We start from the raw sequence: 17,388 nt of genomic DNA, 5'->3' as shown, positions 1-17,388 counted from the left end.
CGCCCTGTGGACTATCCCGAGTTGCGTGGGCGGGTGGTGGTCGAAGGGGCAATAAAGCGAGAGGATCGGGGCGCCAAATATCGGCATAGTTCTGGTCCTTCTATAGCTGGTTGAGGAACGTCAGCAGCCGGTCATCGGGACGGAACTTGCCCGGCTTGCTGTCAAAGGGGATGGTTTTTGCGAGGATCTTTTCCTTCAGGGCCAGATCCGCATCGAGATAGATTTGGGTGGTTTCAATGGATTCATGCCCCAGCCACAACGCGATAACGGTTTGCTCCACCCCGGCATGCAACAGGTCCATCGCCGTCGTGTGGCGCAAGCAGTGGAATGTGATGTGCTTCTTCCTCAGCGAGGCACAGACTCCGCTGGCGGTGGCCAGATGCTTTGTCAGCAGGCGCTCCACGGCGTCCGCACTCAATCGCCCGCCGCGCATGCTTGGAAAGACAATGCCGTCTTCGGCGGCGCTTGTTTCATCGAGCCATGCTTCGAGGACTTTGGCGACAGGTTTGCAAAGTGGGATGGCGCGCTGCTTTCGCCCCTTGCCGAGGACTTCGACATGAGCGCCGGTGCCCAGCGTAACATCCTGGCGTCTCAGGCCGGTCACTTCGGACAGGCGCAGGCCCGTCTGCAAGGTCGTCAGCAACAGCGCGTGATCCCGTCGGCCCTTCCAGGTGCTCCTGTCCGGCGCGTTCAGAAGCGCGTCGACCTCCGGGCGCGTCATGAAGTCGATCAGCTTGCGATCAAAACGCTTGGCCGGCATGGCGAGGACGCGCTGGATTTGAGCGCTGTGGGTCGGCATTTCATAGGCGGCGAAGCGGAAGAACGACCGAATGGCGGTGAGGCGAAGATTGCGGGTGCGCGCGCCAACGCTCCGCGTCTTCTCGAGCTCGTTCAGGAACGCAGAGATGAACGGGGCGTCGATCATTTCGAATGCCAGGCGATCCGGCGACGTGCGCAACCGCTTCTGCGCGAAGCGCAGCAGAAGCCTGAACGTGTCCCGATAAGATCTGATCGTATGCGCGCTGACCCGCTTCTGCTGCATCAGCCGCTGGGTGAAGAACCGTTGCAAGAGCGCCGGGAAGGTCGGGAGCGCGAGGGTCATGTGGAGGCCTCCCAATAATGCTCGAGCCGCGTCACAGCCTGCTGCATGAGAGATGGGTTCTGGTGCAGATACCAGTAGGTGTAGTTGAGATGGGTGTGCCCGAGGTAGGTGGACAGCGCCGGCAGGCGGCGCTCGGGATCCGCGCCTGCGCAATAGCATTGCCGCAAGACCTCGACGGCCATGGTGTGGCGCAGATCGTGCAAACGTGGCCCCGTCGCATCCGAGATGCCGCGCAATCCGAGTTTCCGGGACAGTCGGCGGAACGACAGTTCCAAAACCGAATGCGTAATGCGACGGCCAAGCGGCGAGATGAAGAATGGCCGGGCGCTGTGTCCCGCCAGGAACGCATTGCGCTGTTCCAGGTACTGCTTGAGGACAGCGCAGGTCGTCGCATGGACTGGGACCAGGCGGGATTTTCCGAACTTCGTGTTGCGTATGGTCAGGACACCGTGGTCGAGATCGACGTCCTCCAAATCAAGGTTCAGTACTTCGCCGAGACGCATCCCGGTGACACTCAGCAGGCCGAAGATCGTATAGCGCGACCAGCGCGAGATCGGCTTGGCTCCCCGCCGTCGTTGCAGGCTGGCGGCGAGAACGCGGGCTATCTCTTCCTGGCGGAAGATATGAGCCTGGAAGGTGCTTCGTTGCCGCGGCAGCAAATCCGTCGGGGGAATCTCGGTGCGCGGGTCCGTCACGATACGGTAGCGCGCAAAACTGCGCACGGCGCGCAGTCGTCCGGCGAGGTAGTTAGGATCGGTCGATTCAGGCTGTTGCGCCCAGGTCAGAGCCAGCTTCGATGTGATCCAGGCAGCGCGCCGCCGCTCCATGAACTGCGCAAAATCCAAGAGCAGCCGCTCGTCCTTTTTCAGCTTGAAGCCGAGGGACCGGCGCAACTCCAGGTAATCGACAATGCCGTCGCGCAAACTGTTCATGGCATAGTCCCCGGCCATGGCAGGGCGACTTTGCGCAAAGCATCCAGATCGACCTTCGCGTATCGCCGCGTTGCATCCGGGCTGCGATGCCGCAGCATCTGGCCAATATCCGTCAGCGACAGCCCTTGGCGCAGCATGTCGACGGCAAGCGCATGACGAAGCTGATGCGACCCAGTGAGACCGGGCTTAATCCCGGCACGCCTGATCGCACGCGCGACGATCTGGCCTACGTCGCTGGACGACCTCAAACCTTCAAAGGGGGCGCGGGAGCGCAAGAACACTCTGCGGCTGGCCGATTCCGGCCGTCCGCGCTCCAGATAGGCTGCAATCGCCTGCCCCGTGTCATGAGGCAAGGGCAACGGCCGTTCCGTACGGCCCTTGCCATGCACGCTCAGCGAGCCTTCACCCCAATCGATATCCCCCAGTTCAAGCCGGACAACCTCTCCTGCGCGCAGCCCGAGCCGCGCGAGCAACAACAGGATGGCTCGATTGCGCAACCCGGCTGGCGCCCGCCATTCCTTGCTCGCGTTCAGAAGAACCCGAACACAGTCGGCTGGCATCGCTCTCGGAATCGACGCCATCGACCATCCGGCAACGGATGGGACTGCCGCGGCAAGATCGGTATGGATGTAGTCGCGGTACCGCGCGAAGCGGAAGAACGACCGCAGTGCCGTGACGATGTGCTTTGCCGAAGCGAATGTGCGGTCCTGCGGCGCATTTCGCCGGATGTAGTCCGCAATCTGGCTGGCATGCACGGATGCGAGATGCAGTTCGCCCTCGCCGGATATGTCCGTCAGAAAGCGCCTGACATATCCGGGGTAATTCTCGATGGTCGCCGCTGCCAGGCCGCGCTCATCGTGCAGGTAGGACCTGTATTCCTGCAAGACCAAGTCAACAGGAGATATCTCGACCGAAGCCGTGGCCCTGCCGTCGATAACGCCTTTTTCACGAAGCCAGGCCGTCACGCCGGACAGCGTGATGCGGTCGCCGCCCTTGAGACAGCGGAGTTGAGCCCGATCACGCAGGAATGCTTCTTCATGTGCGGTCGTTATCTCCTCGACCGCGATGCCCTCCCGGTCCAGCCATCGGCTGAACTCATTGATGAGGAACGTTTTCTTCCAATAAGAAACCTGCGAGTACCCCTGATCGGCAAGATACTCGGCATAGGGCTCAAAATAGGGAGCCAGCGGACCCTCGACCAAAAGCCGAGAGCGCCTCTTTCGACTTGCTCTGTTCATCGGAAACACAGTGTCGGCGGGTTCTGGACGAACCAAACTATGCCGACTGGTTCTCCTAATATTACCACAGAAAGGAAGCACATGCGCACGCAACTCGGGATAGTCCACAGGGCGGCATATGATCACGTGCTGCGCCCATACCCAAGTTGAACAGGAGTAATCATGGTAGATCTGAAACTTGGAAAACTTCCAGACCGGACACCTTCGAAGATGACCATTACCGTTAGCGCCGACCTGAACCAAGCACTCAAGGACTATGCGGCGCTTTACCGTCAGACCTATGGCGAGTCTGAAACGGTAGCGGAACTCATACCTTTCATGCTGGCAGGGTTTCTGGAAGGTGACAAAGCGTTTGCGAAGGCCAGAAAGGAAAGCTTGCCTGCCGCGGGCATGTCAGAGAAATCGCGACGCGTGTCAGGTTCCGAGTAATCGAAGCACAAAGTTGGTCAATGGCGCAAGCCGCCCGATTGCCTAATACCCCGGCGGTCGCGGCCTACCGATCCGTCATGGTGAGGCCTATGCGCGAACTTCGAGCAAGCTGGAGGTCAAGTAAGTGCCTGGGCGGCCCGGAAACCGCGAACAGGCGCAGGGCGTGCTAGCCGCACTGATGCATGGTTTCAGACACGTGGGAACGCCGTGCGGTTGTTACTCAGAATGAGCTCATCTCAAAGGGGCATTCAAGAGCCGCAGCGCTGAGTAGCGGAAGCCGCAATGGGGTGCGTCGCTGACATTCAGTGAAAGACTGGGCCGAACAATCCAACCTGCTTGGGCGGATACGAAGTGGAGCCCTGCCTGCAGGGTTCCGGCGGGTCCCAGCCCTCTGCCATGCGACCCCCTTTGGGAAATACCCGCGTCGTCACAGCATCGTAAAGTGGCGCCATATACACTATCGAATTGTTAGCTGCTGGTTTCGGCGATTTTGAGGAGGTTCGCGATCGACTGAAGACGGTGACGTTCGTCTGTGGCACTCAGACTGCCACTGAGTGCCTGGCCGTTCCACTTTCGAAATATTTGTCGAACTTCGCTGCAATGCTCCTTACAAAGGGACGACTTTCCGCCGATACGACGTAACTGTCACCTTGGAGTTCAAGCGGTCGAGCAGGGTCGCCAATGGCGATGGAGCTTGCTTGGAAAAGAAGCTTTTGTCCGGCTTCCCCGAACCGTTCCACCAGATCGGCTGCTGAAAAGCCGAAATCGCACATCAAGCGCTCGATGATCCAGCCGCGAACACGGTCATCTTCGGAAAACGCGATGCCGCGGACCGCGGCCAGATGTCCCCCCTCGACCATGCGTCCATATTCGGCTGTCGACGGCATGTTCTGCGAATAGCCCTGTCGAAACCGGCTGATCGATGACGGCCCGAGCCCGATCAGTGTTTCGCAGCGATCCTCGGTGTAGCCCTGGAAATTGCGGCGGATTGTTCCCGCGCGAGCCGAGACTGCAAGCGCATCATCCGGCCTGGCGAAATGGTCTATTCCAATCGCCTCGTATCCGGCGCCCATGATCAGACGGGCGGCAATTTGCCACTGAGCGAACCGTTCGGCCGGACCCGGCAACCATGCCTCGTCGATCATAGTCTGATGCTTCTTGAACCAGGGCACATGCGCGTAGCCGAACAGCGCCATCCGGTCCGGCTCCAGAGTCAGCGCCTGCGCCACGGTGGAACAGACGCTCTCCCTGGTCTGATGCGGCAGGCCGTAAAGCAAATCGAGGTTCACGGACCCTACGCCGCGAGAGCGAATGCCGTCGACAACCGCCTTGGTCTGCAAAAAGCTCTGCTCGCGGTTGATCGCCTTCTGCACCTTCGGATCGAAATCCTGAACGCCGAGGCTCGCCCGCGCCATGCCGATCTCGGCAAGTGTATCAAGGCGGGCTTCGTCCATGTCGTTGGGTTCGATTTCAACGCTGATCTTCGCATCGGCAAGAAAATCGAAGCTATCCCGCAGGACAGTTCCCAAGGCTATCATATCCTCGGGCTTCAGCATGGTCGGCGAGCCGCCGCCGAAATGCACGGCGCGGACATGGGCCTTGCCGCCGACAAGACCGGCGACAGTCGCGATCTCCGCGTGAAGCGAGCGGAGATACGAAGCCACCGGCTCGTAGCGGCGGGTCTGCTTTGTATGGCACGCACAGAACCAGCACAGCCGGTCGCAATAAGGGATGTGCAGGTAGAGCGAGACCTCGTCACCGCTTTCGAGCGCCTTCAACCAGCTTCGATAGACATCAGCGTCGACGCCAGGATGGAAATGCGGCGCGGTCGGGTAACTGGTATAACGCGGGACGTTCTCGCCAAGCCTGGCAGCTAATTCCGGTCTCATTTGGTGGTCCGCCGTTTTTGCCTCGCCGGAAGTCTGGACGCGTCGAAGAGCCAAAGCCCTGATTTCGGTCAGCCTCCAGCACGGACAAACTGCCGCAAGGATTTCTCTGCCATCGCTTGCTATCCTGCCGAAACTTGGGATCGGTAGCGCGAGCGTAATGACAGTACGGCAAGACATTCACAGTTCCGGCATTCCCGTTCTTTGCCTGTCTTGCGCAGCACGACATCGCGGCGTCTGCGGTGCGCTCGATCCAAACCATTTGGTTGGGCTCGCCAAAACTTCGTCGCGGCACAAGATCGAGCCGGGGGTCGAACTGATCGCCGACGCCGAGGCCGTCGACAGCTATTCAAACTTGCTTTCAGGCGTTGTGAAGCTGACGAAGTGCCTTTCGGACGGCCGCCAGCAGATTGTCGGTCTTCGGTTCGCACCGGATTTTCTGGGACGGCCCTTTAAGGTGAAAAGCACGATCAATGTGGAAGCGGCAACCTCCGTCTCGCTGTGCTCGTTTCCGAAGGCGGCCGTTGAACGGATAATGAAGGAATCACCGGGACTCGAGCATCGCCTGCTCAAGCAGACGCTGGACGAACTCGACGAGGCACTTGAATGGATGGTGACTCTCGGGCGCAAGACCGCACCGGAGAAGGTGGCGAGCTTTCTCCTCATGATCGCCCGGAATATGGATTCCAGTATCGACCCGGCGGCTGGGTCGGCATGCTTCGATCTGCCGCTGACACGTGCCGACATCTCTGATTTCCTTGGACTGACGAACGAGACCGTGAGCCGCCAGCTTACGCGATTGCGGGCTGACGGCGTGATTCGGATCGAGAACAAACGCCATGTAACGGTCGACAGCATGAGCCGGCTGGAGCAGCGCTGCGGCGGCCGAGGCGCGCGGCAACCGGCCTTTGAATGAGACCTAAGCGTCGGGGCCTTCGTCGCTTATTACGATCCGCGGCAGGACATGCTCGCGTTCGAAAGCGATGTGTCGCCGCAAGCCTTCGAAGAAGCCGCGTAGCATGAATCCGACAGCTTCCGCGCTCTCTATCGGATCACCATGACCGATCGCTAGGAGCGTTTCGGCCACCTCGCCAGCGAAGCATTGATCCTCAAGGTGCTCGATGCGCAACCGGCTGGTAGAGGCAAGTTTGGCCTCGGCCGGGGTCAAGTGCGCCTCATACGCAGGGAAAATCACCCTCTCCTCAAACCCATGAATGTCACGGAGCAGCGGAACGATCTTCTTGGCCGTTCCAACACATTTGAGGCGGTCGACGTTCGGCAGTGCATCGGCAATGCTTTCCAGCGAGAAGCAGAGCTCCAGCTTTTCCCGATGGGCAAGCTTCATGACCTCGCCCGGAATCGCCTCTGTGCCGGCCTGGCGCGAGAAAGCCGCACTTGTCCATGAGCGGGTTGGCCCGTGCTGCGTTTCCTTGTTCAAATCGCCACCTTCTGATTGCACCGAACTCGATGCTGCCCGAAGCAAAATCGTGCGGCTCTGACATGGATCAGGGCGAGCGGGCGGCAACTACGGAATTAATGCACCGCGGATTTGGCGTCCGCGCATTGGAATCCTGGTCGGGGACATGTCATGAAATTCGGCACGGAGATCGTCGTTCTAAGCCTGTTTGCTTTTGCGGCAGTGGTGGCTGCCGGCTTCGGCGTAGACGGACCTTTTCGCCAGCATATGTGGGTGCTGTTCTTCGCCGTGGCTGGCTTTAACGCGATCCTGCTGCGCAACTGGGATTTCAAGCCGGCGGCTCCGATCGACAACTCCGCCTACATGGATGGCCCGATCCGCTACGGAGCCATCGCAACGGTATCCTGGGGCGTCGTCGGCATGCTCGTCGGTGTGATCATCGCGTTACAGCTGGCCTACCCTCACCTCAACATCCAACCCTGGTTCAATTTCGGACGGCTGCGGCCGCTGCACACATCCGGCGTCGTCTTCGCCTTCGGCGGCAACGCGATGCTTTGCACGTCGCTCTATGTCGTGCAGCGCACCTGCCGCGCCCGGCTGTTTGGCGGCAATCTGGCCTGGTTTGTGTTCTGGGGTTACCAGCTGTTCATCGTCATGGCCGCGACCGGCTACCTGCTCGGCATCACCGAGAGCCGGGAATACGCCGAACCGGAATGGTATGTGGACATCTGGCTGACCATCGTCTGGGTCGCCTATCTCATCCTGTTCCTCGGCACGATCCTCAAGCGCAAGGAACCGCATATCTACGTCGCCAACTGGTTCTACCTGTCCTTCATCGTGACCATCGCGATGCTGCACGTGGTCAACAACCTGTCGATGCCGGCCTCGCTCTTGGGTTCCAAGAGTTACTCCGCCTTTTCCGGCGTCCAGGACGCGTTGACGCAATGGTGGTACGGCCACAACGCGGTCGGCTTCTTCCTCACCGCCGGGTTCCTCGGCATGATGTATTATTTCGTGCCAAAGCAGGCGAGCCGGCCGGTCTATTCCTACCGGCTGTCGATCGTCCACTTCTGGGCGATCATCTTTCTCTACATCTGGGCCGGCCCGCACCACCTGCATTACACCGCCTTACCCGACTGGGCGCAGACGCTTGGTATGGCCTTTTCGATCATGCTGTGGATGCCGTCATGGGGCGGCATGATCAACGGCCTGATGACGCTTTCGGGCGCCTGGGACAAGCTACGCACCGATCCGATCATCCGCATGATGGTGATGGCAGTCGCCTTCTACGGCATGTCGACTTTCGAGGGTCCGATTATGTCGATCAGAACGGTCAATTCGCTGTCGCACTACACGGACTGGACCATCGGGCACGTGCACTCCGGTGCGCTTGGCTGGGTCGGCATGATCTCGTTCGGCGCGATCTACTACATGGTGCCGAAACTGTGGAACCGCGACCGGCTCTATTCGATGCGCCTCGTCACCTGGCATTTCTGGCTGGCGACGCTGGGCATCGTCGTCTACGCCGCGGTGATGTGGGTGTCCGGCATCATGCAGGGCCTGATGTGGCGCGAATACGATGAGCAGGGGTCCCTCGTGTACTCCTTCGCCGAAACCGTCGCCGCCATGCACCCCTACTATGTCATGCGAACAATCGGCGGCGCCATGTACCTCTCCGGTGCCCTCATCATGGCCTGGAACATCACCATGACCATCCTCGGCCACCAGCGCGAAGAGCAACCAATGCCGGGTTCCGAGCCCGCCCTTCGGCCTGCCGAATAGGGAGTCAGACAATGGGCTTGATGGACAAACACGCGATCATCGAGAAGAACGCCACACTACTTCTCGTGGGCTCCCTTCTTGTCGTGACCGTCGGCGGCATCGTCGAGATTGCACCGCTTTTCTATCTCGACAACACGATCGAGAAGGTCGAAGGCATGCGGCCGTATTCGCCGCTCGAACTCGCCGGACGCAACATCTATGTGCGCGAGGGCTGCTACCTCTGCCATAGCCAGATGATCAGGCCTTTCCGGGACGAGGTCGAGCGCTACGGCCACTACAGCCTGGCGGCCGAGTCCATGTACGACCACCCCTTTCAGTGGGGCTCGAAGCGGACGGGGCCGGATCTGGCCCGGGTCGGTGACCGCTACTCGAATGCATGGCATGTCGGGCATCTTTCCGATCCACGTTCGGTGGTGCCGGAATCTATCATGCCGAGCTACGCGTTCTTGAAGGACGTCCTGATCGACGTGAAGGACTTCTCGACGCATCTGGTTGCGAACGCGCGTGTTGGCGTCCCGTACTCCGATGACATGATCGCGCACGCCAATGCCGATCTGATGGTCCAGGCCGACCCCAATGCCGACACCTCCGGCCTCGAGAAACGCTATCCGAAAGCCAAGGTCGGCGATCTGGACGGCAATCCGCAGCAGGTGACCGAGATGGATGCCCTCGTCGCCTATCTGCAAATGCTGGGAACACTGGTCGATTTCAAGACCTATGACGATGCAGCCGGCTACCGCTGAGGGGGACGCAATGAGCTATGACTTGATGCGGGAATTCGCGGACAGCTGGGGTCTGCTTGCCATAGCGCTCTTCTTCGTCGGTTGCATTGCCTTTGCCTTGCGTCCCGGCGGCAAAACGCAGGCCGAGCAAGCCGCCCAGATTCCACTCAAGGGCGACTGATCATGAGCAGTGAGCACATCGACGAAGTCTCGGGCATCTCAACGACCGGTCATGAATGGGACGGGATAAGGGAGCTCAACACTCCATTGCCCCGATGGTGGGTGATAACCTTCTACATCACCATCGGTTGGGCAGTGGCTTTTACAATTGCGTATCCGGCTTGGCCCATGCTGTCTTCCGCGACCAAGGGTGTGCTTGGCTATTCCAGCCGCAACGATGTCAAGAATGAGCTGGCGGCTGCCGAAGCTGCCAAGGGCAAGTTTGTCGCGGCCATCCAGCAGAAGACCGTATCCGAGATTGCAGCCGACGACGCGCTGCGTGAATTCGCGGTAGCGGCGGGCGGAGCTACCTTCAAGGTCAATTGCGTGCAATGCCACGGCTCGGGCGCCCAAGGGTCGAAGGGTTTTCCAAACCTGAACGACGATGACTGGCTGTGGGGCGGCACGACCGAGCAGATCCAGCAAACGATCGCGCACGGCATCCGTTTCGTATCCGACTCGGAAACGCGGCAGTCGGAAATGCCCCCCTTCGGTGACATCATTACGCCCAAACAGATCGCACAGGTTGGCGCCTATGTCGCCAGCCTCTCGGGCAAGGTCCAGGATGCAAGTCTGATCGAGCCCGGCGCCAAGGTATTCGCGGAAAACTGCGTCGCCTGTCATGGCGATAACGCGAAAGGCAACAGAGAACTCGGCGCGCCCAATCTGACCGATTCGATCTGGCTCTACGGATCCGGCGAGACAGCCGTCGCCGTCCAAGTTCGAGCGCCGAAGCACGGTGTCATGCCGGCCTGGATCGGGCGTCTCGGCGAGACCAAGGTTAAGGAACTTGCGGTTTATGTCCATTCGCTTGGCGGCGGAGAATAGGAACGGAAGCCTATTCTCGGCCCTCCCCGCCAAGCGACGGGGCCCGGCACGAGTCGGGCCCCGACACCATTCCGGCATGCGGCGATTGACCCTGCAGCAAGCGGCGCGGCCCCATGCGGCGAAGCGGGCTCACTGCAGACCGGACGTCTGTCGAAGCAGACAAGTCCATCGCACAACGATGTCAGGGGCCGCGCGCAAGTGGAGATACACGTGCTGGATAAAACGCAGATGGAGCGGCTCGAGGCAAAAGCGGTAAATTCCGCCAAGACCCGTCAGCCGCTCTATGCCGCGCGCAAGAAGATCTTCCCGAAGCGCGCCTCAGGCAGCTTTCGCCGCTTCAAATGGCTGGTGATGGCGATCACGCTCAGCATCTACTACCTGACGCCGTGGCTGCGCTGGGATCGCGGACCGTTCGCGCCGGCCCAGGCTGTGCTGCTCGATCTTGCCAACCGCCGCTTCTACTTCTTCTTCATCGAGATATGGCCGCAGGAATTCTACTATGTCGCCGGCCTTCTGATGATGGCCGGCATCGGCCTGTTCCTGATCACGTCCACCGTTGGCCGCGCCTGGTGCGGCTATACCTGCCCGCAGACCGTATGGGTCGATCTTTTCCTAGTCGTGGAGCGGGCGATCGAAGGCGATCGCAATGCCCGCATGAAACTCGACGCCGGCCCATGGACGGCGCGCAAACTGGTACTGCGCGTAACCAAGCACGCCATCTGGCTGGTCATAGCGGTAGCCACCGGCGGCGCCTGGATCTTCTATTTCGCCGATGCGCCAACGCTGGCTGGCGAGGTCTTCACCGGCACCGCCGCGCCCGTGGCCTACTTCACCATCGCCGTGCTGACGGCGACCACCTACACATTCGGCGGGCTGATGCGCGAGCAGGTCTGCACCTACATGTGCCCATGGCCGCGCATCCAGGCGGCCATGCTCGACGAAAATTCGCTCACCGTGACCTACAACGACTGGCGCGGCGAACCTCGGTCGCGTCATGCAAAGAAGGTCCAGGCTGCGGGGCAACCGGTCGGAGACTGCGTCGATTGCAACGCCTGCGTCGCTGTCTGCCCGATGGGGATCGATATTCGCGACGGCCAGCAGCTCGAATGCATCACTTGCGCGCTCTGCATCGATGCCTGCGACAGCGTCATGGACAAACTCGGCAAGGAGCGCGGGCTGATCTCCTACGCGACGCTATCCGATTACAACGCCAACATGGCGGTGGCGACCGCAGGCGGCTCCTGTTCGGTGAACCCGTCGCTCGTCCGGACCGACGGCGGCGCTTTCTCCGACAAACTAGCCCATTTCCATCTCCGCAAGATACTTCGGCTGCGCACCTTCATCTACATGGGCGCGTGGTCGGCGGTCGGCCTTGCGCTGCTCTATTCGCTGCTGACCCGCGACCGGCTCGAGGTCAACGTTCTGCACGACCGCAACCCGCAATTCGTCACGCTGTCCGACGGTTCGATCCGCAACGGCTATACCGTCAAGCTGCTCAACATGATCCCCGAGCCGAGAACGATCGTCGTCACGATGCAGGGATTGCGGGGAGCCGAAATGAGCGTCGTTGGTGTCGATCTTCCCGCAGACCGGTCCTTCGCCGTCGCGGCCGAACCCGACCGGCTGAAGACGCTGAAGGTTTTCGTGCGCCAGCCAGCGGATCAGGTTGGAAGCGCAACGCAAACGTTCAAATTCCGCGTCGAGGACAAGGCGAGCTTCGAAACGGACGAATACACGGCCACTTTCAACGCACCGGAGGCCGCCAGATGAGCGCCAATACGCAAAAATCCCGCGAATTCACCGGCAGGCACATGTTGGTCACCATTCTCGCCTTTTTCGGCGTGATCATCGCGGTCAATCTGACGATGGCGACACTCGCCAGCACGAGTTGGACCGGGCTTGTCGTCGAGAACACCTATGTGGCAAGCCAGCAATTCAACCGAAAGGCCGAGGAAGGGCGTGCGCAGGCGGCACTCGGCTGGACCGGCAAACTGACGATCGCTGGGGGTGAGGTCCGCTATAGCTTAAGCGATGCCACCGGCAAGCCGGTCCCCTTGCATGGCGTGAAGATACTGTTTCGTCATCCCGCCTACGAGGCCGGGGACAAGGCCGTCACTCTCGCCCTCGCCTCGGACCAGGAATTTGCCGCTCAGCACTTGCCAAGGGATGGCGTCTGGATCGTCGAAGTCGACGCCGATGCCGGTCTGACAGAGCCCTATCGCGACGTTCGCCGAATCATGATTTCGCAAGGAGCGCTGCAATGAGCTGCTGTGCGCCGGGCGCTGAAATAGCGCTGGATCTGAACGGGTTTACATCCGCCCTGCCGTCGAGCCAGGAGATCAGGCTGGCAAGCCGCTCGCTTGGCGGCGACCTTCGCCAGACCGATCTGTCAGTACCGACGGTTCACTGCGCAGCTTGCATCCAGACGATCGAGACGGCTCTCGGAAGCCTCGATCGCGTCGAGGGCGCTCGTGTCAACCTGTCGACGAAACGGGTATCCGTCCGGTGGCGTGGGGATCAGGTTCCGCCATTCGTCGCCGCACTTGGACGGCTAGGCTACCCGGCGCATCTGTTCGACCCCGAGATTGGCGAGAAGGATAAAACGCTTTCGGAGCTGATCCGGGCCGTGGCGGTCGCCGGCTTTGCGGCAGGCAACATCATGCTGCTTTCGGTCTCGGTCTGGTCCGGCGCTGAAGGCGCGACCCGAGACCTGTTCCATTGGGTCTCGGCGCTGATCGCCATCCCGGCACTCGCCTTCGCCGGCGGCATCTATTTCCGCTCGGCCTGGAATGCGTTGAGCCACGGCCGCATGAACATGGACGTGCCGATTGCGGTTGGAGTCTCGCTTGCCTACGCGATGAGCCTCTACGAAACCATCAACCATGGCGACCACGCTTATTTCGACGCGTCGGTATCGCTGCTGTTCTTCCTGTTGATCGGCCGCACACTGGATCACGTGATGCGGGAGCGTGCCCGGACCGCGGTCAACGGCCTGTCACGGCTGGCAGCGCGTGGCGCCATGGTGCTGCGCGGCGACGGTTCGCGCGATTATCTGCCGGTTGACGAGATCGAACCAGGCATGCATCTGCTGATCGCGGCCGGCGAGAGGATTCCCGTCGACGGCAAGATCATTCAAGGCTCTTCAGATCTCGACTGTTCTCTGGTTTCCGGTGAGAGCACGCCTAGAACCGTGACGTCGGGGGAAACCGCGCAGGCCGGCACGCTCAATATCACCGGCCCGCTGACCATCGAGGCCACGGCCGCCGCGAAGGATTCCTTCCTGGCCGAAATGGTTCGGCTCATGGAAGCCGCCGAGGGCGGTCGTGCGCATTATCGCCGTATCGCCGACCGCGTTTCAGCGCTCTATGCTCCGGTCGTCCATCTGACCGCCTTCATGACGTTCCTTGGCTGGATGGCGGCCACCGGCGACTGGCACCGGGCAATGACGATCGCCATCGCCGTTCTCATCATCACGTGCCCATGTGCGCTCGGCCTCGCCGTGCCGATCGTGCAGGTGGTCGCGGCGCGGCGTCTGTTTGAAAGCGGCGTCATGGTCAAGGACGGTTCGGCCATGGAGCGCCTGGCGGCGATCGATACGGCGGTGTTCGACAAGACTGGAACGCTTACGCTCGGACAGCCCCGGCTCGTCAACGCGGCGTCCATCGATCCGGCCATGCTGGCAATCGCAGCCGCGATGGCCGCGCATTCCCGTCATCCGTTTTCGAGAGCGATAGCCGGCTCTACGGGCTTTGCCGGTCAGCCGAAACTGGAGTCCGTCAGCGAGCACCCCGGCTTCGGGATCGAAGCCACCGCCGCGGGCAGCACCTGGCGGCTTGGCCGGCGCGGCTGGGCCGGGTGGAAGGCTCGAACCGGTGGCGAAAGCGGGCATGGCGGAACAGTCCTGACGAAAGATGGGATCATTGTCGCGTCCTTCGTTTTCGAGGATGCGCTGCGTGCCGATGCCGGGGCCGCCCTAGCGCAGCTGAATGATGCTCAAGTGTCGGTGGAAATGCTGTCGGGCGACACCGCTGCCGCCTGTGGCGAAGTCGCGGAAATGTTGGGTATCTACCGCTTTGTTCCAGCGCTGCTTCCCTCCGGCAAGGTCGAACGCATCGAAGCGCTGGCGCGAGCCGGCCACAGGGTTCTGATGGTTGGCGACGGGCTCAACGATACACCCGCGCTGGGCGCGGCACATGTCTCGATCGCTCCAGCCACCGCCGCCGACATTGGCCGCAACGCCGCGGATTTCGTGTTCCTGCGTGAAAGCCTTTCGGCAGTACCCCTTGCGCTGGACGTCTCGCGGAAGGCAGGGCGGCTGATCCGCCAGAACATAGCCATCGCGATCATCTACAACGCCGTTGCCGTGCCGATCGCCATTCTGGGGCATGTCACGCCGTTGATCGCCGCGATCGCGATGTCCGCCTCGTCGCTGCTGGTGATCGGAAACGCGCTGCGGCTGCAGGGCTTTGTGCTCGCCGCGCTGACGAGCGCTTCTTCGGCAACGCGTTCCGGCATTCGCTCATCAGCGCGGCCGTCATGACGACACTCGTCTACCTCATACCAGTCGCCCTAATTTTTGGCGCACTGGGGCTGTCTGGCTTTCTATGGGCGTTGAGAAGTGGCCAATATGAGGATCTTGATGGAGCCGTTGAGCGCATCCTCATCGACCGGGACGACAAGCCGGGACGCTGAGCCAGATCGCTGTCCCGACGCTGTGCGCATGCCAGCCGTCAGCCGACTCGGAATAACAATTGAGGCTCCGCAATCAGCTAAGCCACGCTTGACGTAGATTTGTGAAAAGCCCCGTCGCTCGAAGGACTGCGTCGCCGTTTCCGCCCCAACATAGACGCGGCCAATGTCGCGGCCGCCCATGGCCGGCGCTGCAACATCGACATTCATTTGAGGCATGACCGGTCCGCCACCGAACGCTTCGCCGAAACCCGTGCGGCGGCTGGAATCGATCCGCCGCGCGACCGGCGGCGTAGCGCGCGAAGCGGACGGCACTTGGACTCATCCGCCGGACCATCTCGACCGTGTCGCCGATTCCGAACGTCGGCGGGCCACGGCCGAGCCTGTCGCGTGATCTGATTGCCAGACGACGAAACAGCGTGTCTTCGCGATATTTGCGAAGCAACTCGTCGAGAAATGTCACGGTGTGGCGAAGCTCCTCAATTTCGACTCACGCCCCCAGCCCCTCCCAGCAGCGAGAAGACGTTGAACCAAAAATGATAGTCGCGCTCTCTGCCGTCAAAGTGCGCATCTAGTGCGCAATGAGCGGCGGCAGTGATCGCATACGATCCATAGAGGTCGGTAATCTTCTCAGCCACTGTTTCAGCATCAGCCTCATCCCAGAGCGCGACGTCGTTGAATTTGTTGGGGCGAATGTCCGACATCACTTCATTTCGCTCTACAATCAGATTGTAGTGGCAATCCCACTCCAGGAAAACTGCGTCGGATCAGACCGGCGCGCTGTTGTTCATGACGCACGGTGGCAGAACGAAGATCGGCTTCATCCCGATTGTGGGCTTCCTCGGTTGCTGAATGCCTGTTCGATTGCCCCTTTGATCTGCGCTATGAGCACTTTGTCAAATGACGAGAACACATGAACATCGCCGCTGGATGTGCGGAAGACAAGCGTTGATTTAGCATAGCAACTCCAAATCCCGCGCCGAAAAAGACAACAATGGCAAGCAGGAAAAGCGCAGCCTTAGAAGGGCAGTCCGCTTGCTCAGGTCAGACGAATCCCAGTTGTTGCGCGGTCTGGAACAAAGCGAGCAGCATGATCAGGCAGCCGACGAGGCGCAAAAGCGTGCGCTCGGCGATCGCCTTGAGCATCCATGCGGCAAGCGGAGCGGCGACTATGCCGCCCACGATCAGCCCCAGCACCGAGCTTGCACGTGTCGACAGCGCCCCCGCTTCCTGCCAGTGCCCAGTGAAGAGCGCGACGATGAAGGTAATGGACACCGAAAGCGTGATCAGGAACTCGGCCGCATTGACAGTACCGATCACGTAGCGGGGCGGCGCGCCGGCGCCGAGCATCCCGGTCACGACCATAGGACCCCATCCGCCGCCACCTGCCGCGTCGAGGAAGCCGCCGACGGTGGCCAGCGGCGCCACAAGGCGGGTAGGAACCGGATTGCTGGGGATCTTGCGGAACGACCGGAGGAACAACCAGAGCCCGATCACAGCGAGATAGGTCGTAACATAGGGTTTCACTATGTCGCTGTCGAACGAGGTCAGCACGAAGGCTCCGAGGCATCCGCCGAGAATGCCGAACGGTGCAAGCCGCCAGAACAGCTTCCAGTCGATATTGCGGTGGTAGTGGTGCGCCGTGCCGGAAGCGGCCGTGGTGAATATTTCCGCCGCGTGCACCGCTGCGGAAGCCTGCGCCGGCGGAACACCGAAGGAGAGCAGCACGGTGGAGGAGATCGCGCCATAGGCCATGCCTAATGCGCCGTCAACCGCCTGGGCGAGGAAGCCGACCATGGCGAACAGAATGAAGTCAGTCATTGGTGTCCGCCGTGAAAGTGCCGCCGTATGTAGCCTTGTGGATGGGCGATCGGGCTTGGCTCCGCGTCAGAGAAAAGGGCGGCATCGCTGCCGCCCCTCGAGATTGTTGAGGTGCGTGGACCTTAGAAATCCATACCGCCCATACCACCCATGCCGCCAGGCATACCGCCAGGCATGCCGCCGCCAGCCGACTCCTTCTTCGGAGCCTCGGCGATCATGGCTTCGGTGGTGACCAGCAGGCCGGCAACCGAGGCCGCGTCCTGGAGAGCCGTGCGCACGACCTTGACCGGATCGACGATACCCATGGCGATCATGTCGCCATA

At 61.1% G+C, this 17,388-nt stretch carries 18 protein-coding genes and 1 pseudogene; 11 read left to right on the top strand and 8 right to left on the bottom strand.

Going from position 1 to position 17,388, the window contains the following annotated elements; genetic code table 11:
• Positions 1-100: 100 nt before the first annotated feature.
• Genes AC0L14_RS21825 through AC0L14_RS21815 form a run of 3 tightly spaced genes read right to left on the bottom strand, consistent with a single transcriptional unit; the run spans position 101 to position 3,380 of the window.
• Positions 101-1,102, bottom strand: coding sequence for a tyrosine-type recombinase/integrase (locus AC0L14_RS21825; protein WP_027056295.1), 1,002 nt, complete (start codon positions 1,100-1,102; stop codon positions 101-103).
• Entirely contained in the window at positions 1,099-2,034 is a 936-nt protein-coding gene (locus AC0L14_RS21820; protein WP_473750714.1) for a tyrosine-type recombinase/integrase, read from the bottom strand. The genes AC0L14_RS21825 and AC0L14_RS21820 overlap by 4 nt, the downstream gene beginning before the upstream one ends.
• A complete protein-coding gene (locus AC0L14_RS21815) occupies positions 2,031-3,380 on the bottom strand; it encodes a tyrosine-type recombinase/integrase (RefSeq protein WP_473750713.1) in 1,350 nt (449 codons plus the stop codon). Before AC0L14_RS21815 ends, AC0L14_RS21820 begins: the two co-directional genes overlap by 4 nt.
• A gap of 54 nt (positions 3,381-3,434) precedes the next feature.
• Between AC0L14_RS21815 and AC0L14_RS21810 the strand changes: the two genes are divergently transcribed.
• On the top strand, positions 3,435-3,701 hold the full coding sequence (locus AC0L14_RS21810) for a DUF2274 domain-containing protein (protein WP_473750711.1): 267 nt from the start codon (positions 3,435-3,437) through the stop codon (positions 3,699-3,701).
• Positions 3,702-4,240: 539 nt separating this feature from the next.
• Here AC0L14_RS21810 and hemN read toward each other — a convergent pair.
• Complete coding sequence (hemN, locus tag AC0L14_RS21805; RefSeq protein ID WP_473750710.1) at positions 4,241-5,590, bottom strand: oxygen-independent coproporphyrinogen III oxidase; 1,350 nt, start codon at positions 5,588-5,590, stop codon at positions 4,241-4,243.
• 157 nt (positions 5,591-5,747) lie between these two features.
• On the opposite strand from hemN, the gene AC0L14_RS21800 reads away from it, so the two are divergent.
• On the top strand, positions 5,748-6,503 hold the full coding sequence (locus AC0L14_RS21800; protein ID WP_473750709.1) for a Crp/Fnr family transcriptional regulator: 756 nt from the start codon (positions 5,748-5,750) through the stop codon (positions 6,501-6,503).
• Positions 6,504-6,506: 3 nt separating this feature from the next.
• Here the strand turns inward: AC0L14_RS21800 and AC0L14_RS21795 are convergent, their stop codons facing one another.
• Complete coding sequence (locus AC0L14_RS21795; protein WP_473750769.1) at positions 6,507-7,046, bottom strand: hemerythrin domain-containing protein; 540 nt, start codon at positions 7,044-7,046, stop codon at positions 6,507-6,509.
• Between the two features lie 129 nt (positions 7,047-7,175).
• On the opposite strand from AC0L14_RS21795, the gene ccoN reads away from it, so the two are divergent.
• The 9 genes from ccoN to AC0L14_RS21750 all read left to right on the top strand — a co-directional run bounded on the left by ccoN (position 7,176) and on the right by AC0L14_RS21750 (position 15,638).
• Positions 7,176-8,786 (top strand): cytochrome-c oxidase, cbb3-type subunit I, encoded by a 1,611-nt coding sequence (gene ccoN / locus AC0L14_RS21790; RefSeq protein ID WP_473750707.1) that lies wholly within the window; start codon positions 7,176-7,178, stop codon positions 8,784-8,786.
• 11 nt (positions 8,787-8,797) lie between these two features.
• Positions 8,798-9,529 (top strand): cytochrome-c oxidase, cbb3-type subunit II, encoded by a 732-nt coding sequence (ccoO, locus tag AC0L14_RS21785; RefSeq protein WP_473750706.1) that lies wholly within the window; start codon positions 8,798-8,800, stop codon positions 9,527-9,529.
• 10 nt (positions 9,530-9,539) lie between these two features.
• Positions 9,540-9,689, top strand: a complete 150-nt coding sequence (locus tag AC0L14_RS21780; RefSeq protein WP_473750705.1) for a cbb3-type cytochrome c oxidase subunit 3 — start codon at positions 9,540-9,542, stop codon at positions 9,687-9,689.
• Between the two features lie 2 nt (positions 9,690-9,691).
• On the top strand, positions 9,692-10,555 hold the full coding sequence (ccoP, locus tag AC0L14_RS21775) for a cytochrome-c oxidase, cbb3-type subunit III (protein WP_473750704.1): 864 nt from the start codon (positions 9,692-9,694) through the stop codon (positions 10,553-10,555).
• Positions 10,556-10,765: 210 nt separating this feature from the next.
• The gene (gene ccoG, locus AC0L14_RS21770) at positions 10,766-12,325 is read left to right on the top strand and encodes a cytochrome c oxidase accessory protein CcoG (protein WP_473750703.1); all 1,560 of its coding nucleotides are present in this window, start codon (positions 10,766-10,768) and stop codon (positions 12,323-12,325) included.
• A complete protein-coding gene (locus AC0L14_RS21765) occupies positions 12,322-12,819 on the top strand; it encodes a FixH family protein (RefSeq protein WP_473750702.1) in 498 nt (165 codons plus the stop codon). The genes ccoG and AC0L14_RS21765 overlap by 4 nt, the downstream gene beginning before the upstream one ends.
• On the top strand, positions 12,816-15,095 hold the full coding sequence (locus tag AC0L14_RS21760) for a cation-translocating P-type ATPase (RefSeq protein ID WP_473750701.1): 2,280 nt from the start codon (positions 12,816-12,818) through the stop codon (positions 15,093-15,095). The genes AC0L14_RS21765 and AC0L14_RS21760 overlap by 4 nt, the downstream gene beginning before the upstream one ends.
• Complete coding sequence (gene ccoS / locus AC0L14_RS21755; protein WP_473750700.1) at positions 15,092-15,247, top strand: cbb3-type cytochrome oxidase assembly protein CcoS; 156 nt, start codon at positions 15,092-15,094, stop codon at positions 15,245-15,247. Before AC0L14_RS21760 ends, ccoS begins: the two co-directional genes overlap by 4 nt.
• Before the next feature lie 214 nt (positions 15,248-15,461).
• Positions 15,462-15,638, top strand: coding sequence for a DUF3363 domain-containing protein (locus tag AC0L14_RS21750; RefSeq protein ID WP_473750699.1), 177 nt, complete (start codon positions 15,462-15,464; stop codon positions 15,636-15,638).
• Positions 15,639-15,723: 85 nt separating this feature from the next.
• Here AC0L14_RS21750 and AC0L14_RS21745 read toward each other — a convergent pair whose 3' ends face one another.
• The 3 genes and pseudogenes from AC0L14_RS21745 to groEL all read right to left on the bottom strand — a co-directional run.
• The gene (locus tag AC0L14_RS21745; RefSeq protein ID WP_473750698.1) at positions 15,724-15,948 is read right to left on the bottom strand and encodes a hypothetical protein; all 225 of its coding nucleotides are present in this window, start codon (positions 15,946-15,948) and stop codon (positions 15,724-15,726) included.
• A 340-nt stretch (positions 15,949-16,288) separates the two neighbouring features.
• A complete protein-coding gene (locus AC0L14_RS21740; protein WP_473750697.1) occupies positions 16,289-17,065 on the bottom strand; it encodes a sulfite exporter TauE/SafE family protein in 777 nt (258 codons plus the stop codon).
• A gap of 122 nt (positions 17,066-17,187) precedes the next feature.
• Positions 17,188-17,388 (bottom strand): annotated as a pseudogene (gene groEL, locus AC0L14_RS21735) (chaperonin GroEL); the annotation flags it as partial.

Source organism: Mesorhizobium sp. WSM4841 (assembly GCF_055811515.1).
Note: the sequence above shows the minus strand (reverse complement) of the source record. Positions and strands in the feature narration are given on the sequence as shown.

Bases quoted from the DNA above. Each gene is read 5' to 3' on its own strand.
- AC0L14_RS21825 (WP_027056295.1), bottom strand. From the start codon at position 1,102: ATGACCCTCGCGCTCCCGACCTTCCCGGCGCTCTTGCAACGGTTCTTC.
- AC0L14_RS21820 (WP_473750714.1), bottom strand. From the start codon at position 2,034: ATGAACAGTTTGCGCGACGGCATTGTCGATTACCTGGAGTTGCGCCGG.
- AC0L14_RS21810 (WP_473750711.1), top strand. From the start codon at position 3,435: ATGGTAGATCTGAAACTTGGAAAACTTCCAGACCGGACACCTTCGAAG.
- hemN (WP_473750710.1), bottom strand. From the start codon at position 5,590: ATGAGACCGGAATTAGCTGCCAGGCTTGGCGAGAACGTCCCGCGTTAT.
- AC0L14_RS21800 (WP_473750709.1), top strand. From the start codon at position 5,748: ATGACAGTACGGCAAGACATTCACAGTTCCGGCATTCCCGTTCTTTGC.
- ccoN (WP_473750707.1), top strand. From the start codon at position 7,176: ATGAAATTCGGCACGGAGATCGTCGTTCTAAGCCTGTTTGCTTTTGCG.
- ccoO (WP_473750706.1), top strand. From the start codon at position 8,798: ATGGGCTTGATGGACAAACACGCGATCATCGAGAAGAACGCCACACTA.
- AC0L14_RS21780 (WP_473750705.1), top strand. From the start codon at position 9,540: ATGAGCTATGACTTGATGCGGGAATTCGCGGACAGCTGGGGTCTGCTT.
- ccoP (WP_473750704.1), top strand. From the start codon at position 9,692: ATGAGCAGTGAGCACATCGACGAAGTCTCGGGCATCTCAACGACCGGT.
- AC0L14_RS21765 (WP_473750702.1), top strand. From the start codon at position 12,322: ATGAGCGCCAATACGCAAAAATCCCGCGAATTCACCGGCAGGCACATG.
- AC0L14_RS21760 (WP_473750701.1), top strand. From the start codon at position 12,816: ATGAGCTGCTGTGCGCCGGGCGCTGAAATAGCGCTGGATCTGAACGGG.
- ccoS (WP_473750700.1), top strand. From the start codon at position 15,092: ATGACGACACTCGTCTACCTCATACCAGTCGCCCTAATTTTTGGCGCA.
- AC0L14_RS21750 (WP_473750699.1), top strand. From the start codon at position 15,462: ATGACCGGTCCGCCACCGAACGCTTCGCCGAAACCCGTGCGGCGGCTG.
- AC0L14_RS21745 (WP_473750698.1), bottom strand. From the start codon at position 15,948: ATGTCGGACATTCGCCCCAACAAATTCAACGACGTCGCGCTCTGGGAT.
- AC0L14_RS21740 (WP_473750697.1), bottom strand. From the start codon at position 17,065: ATGACTGACTTCATTCTGTTCGCCATGGTCGGCTTCCTCGCCCAGGCG.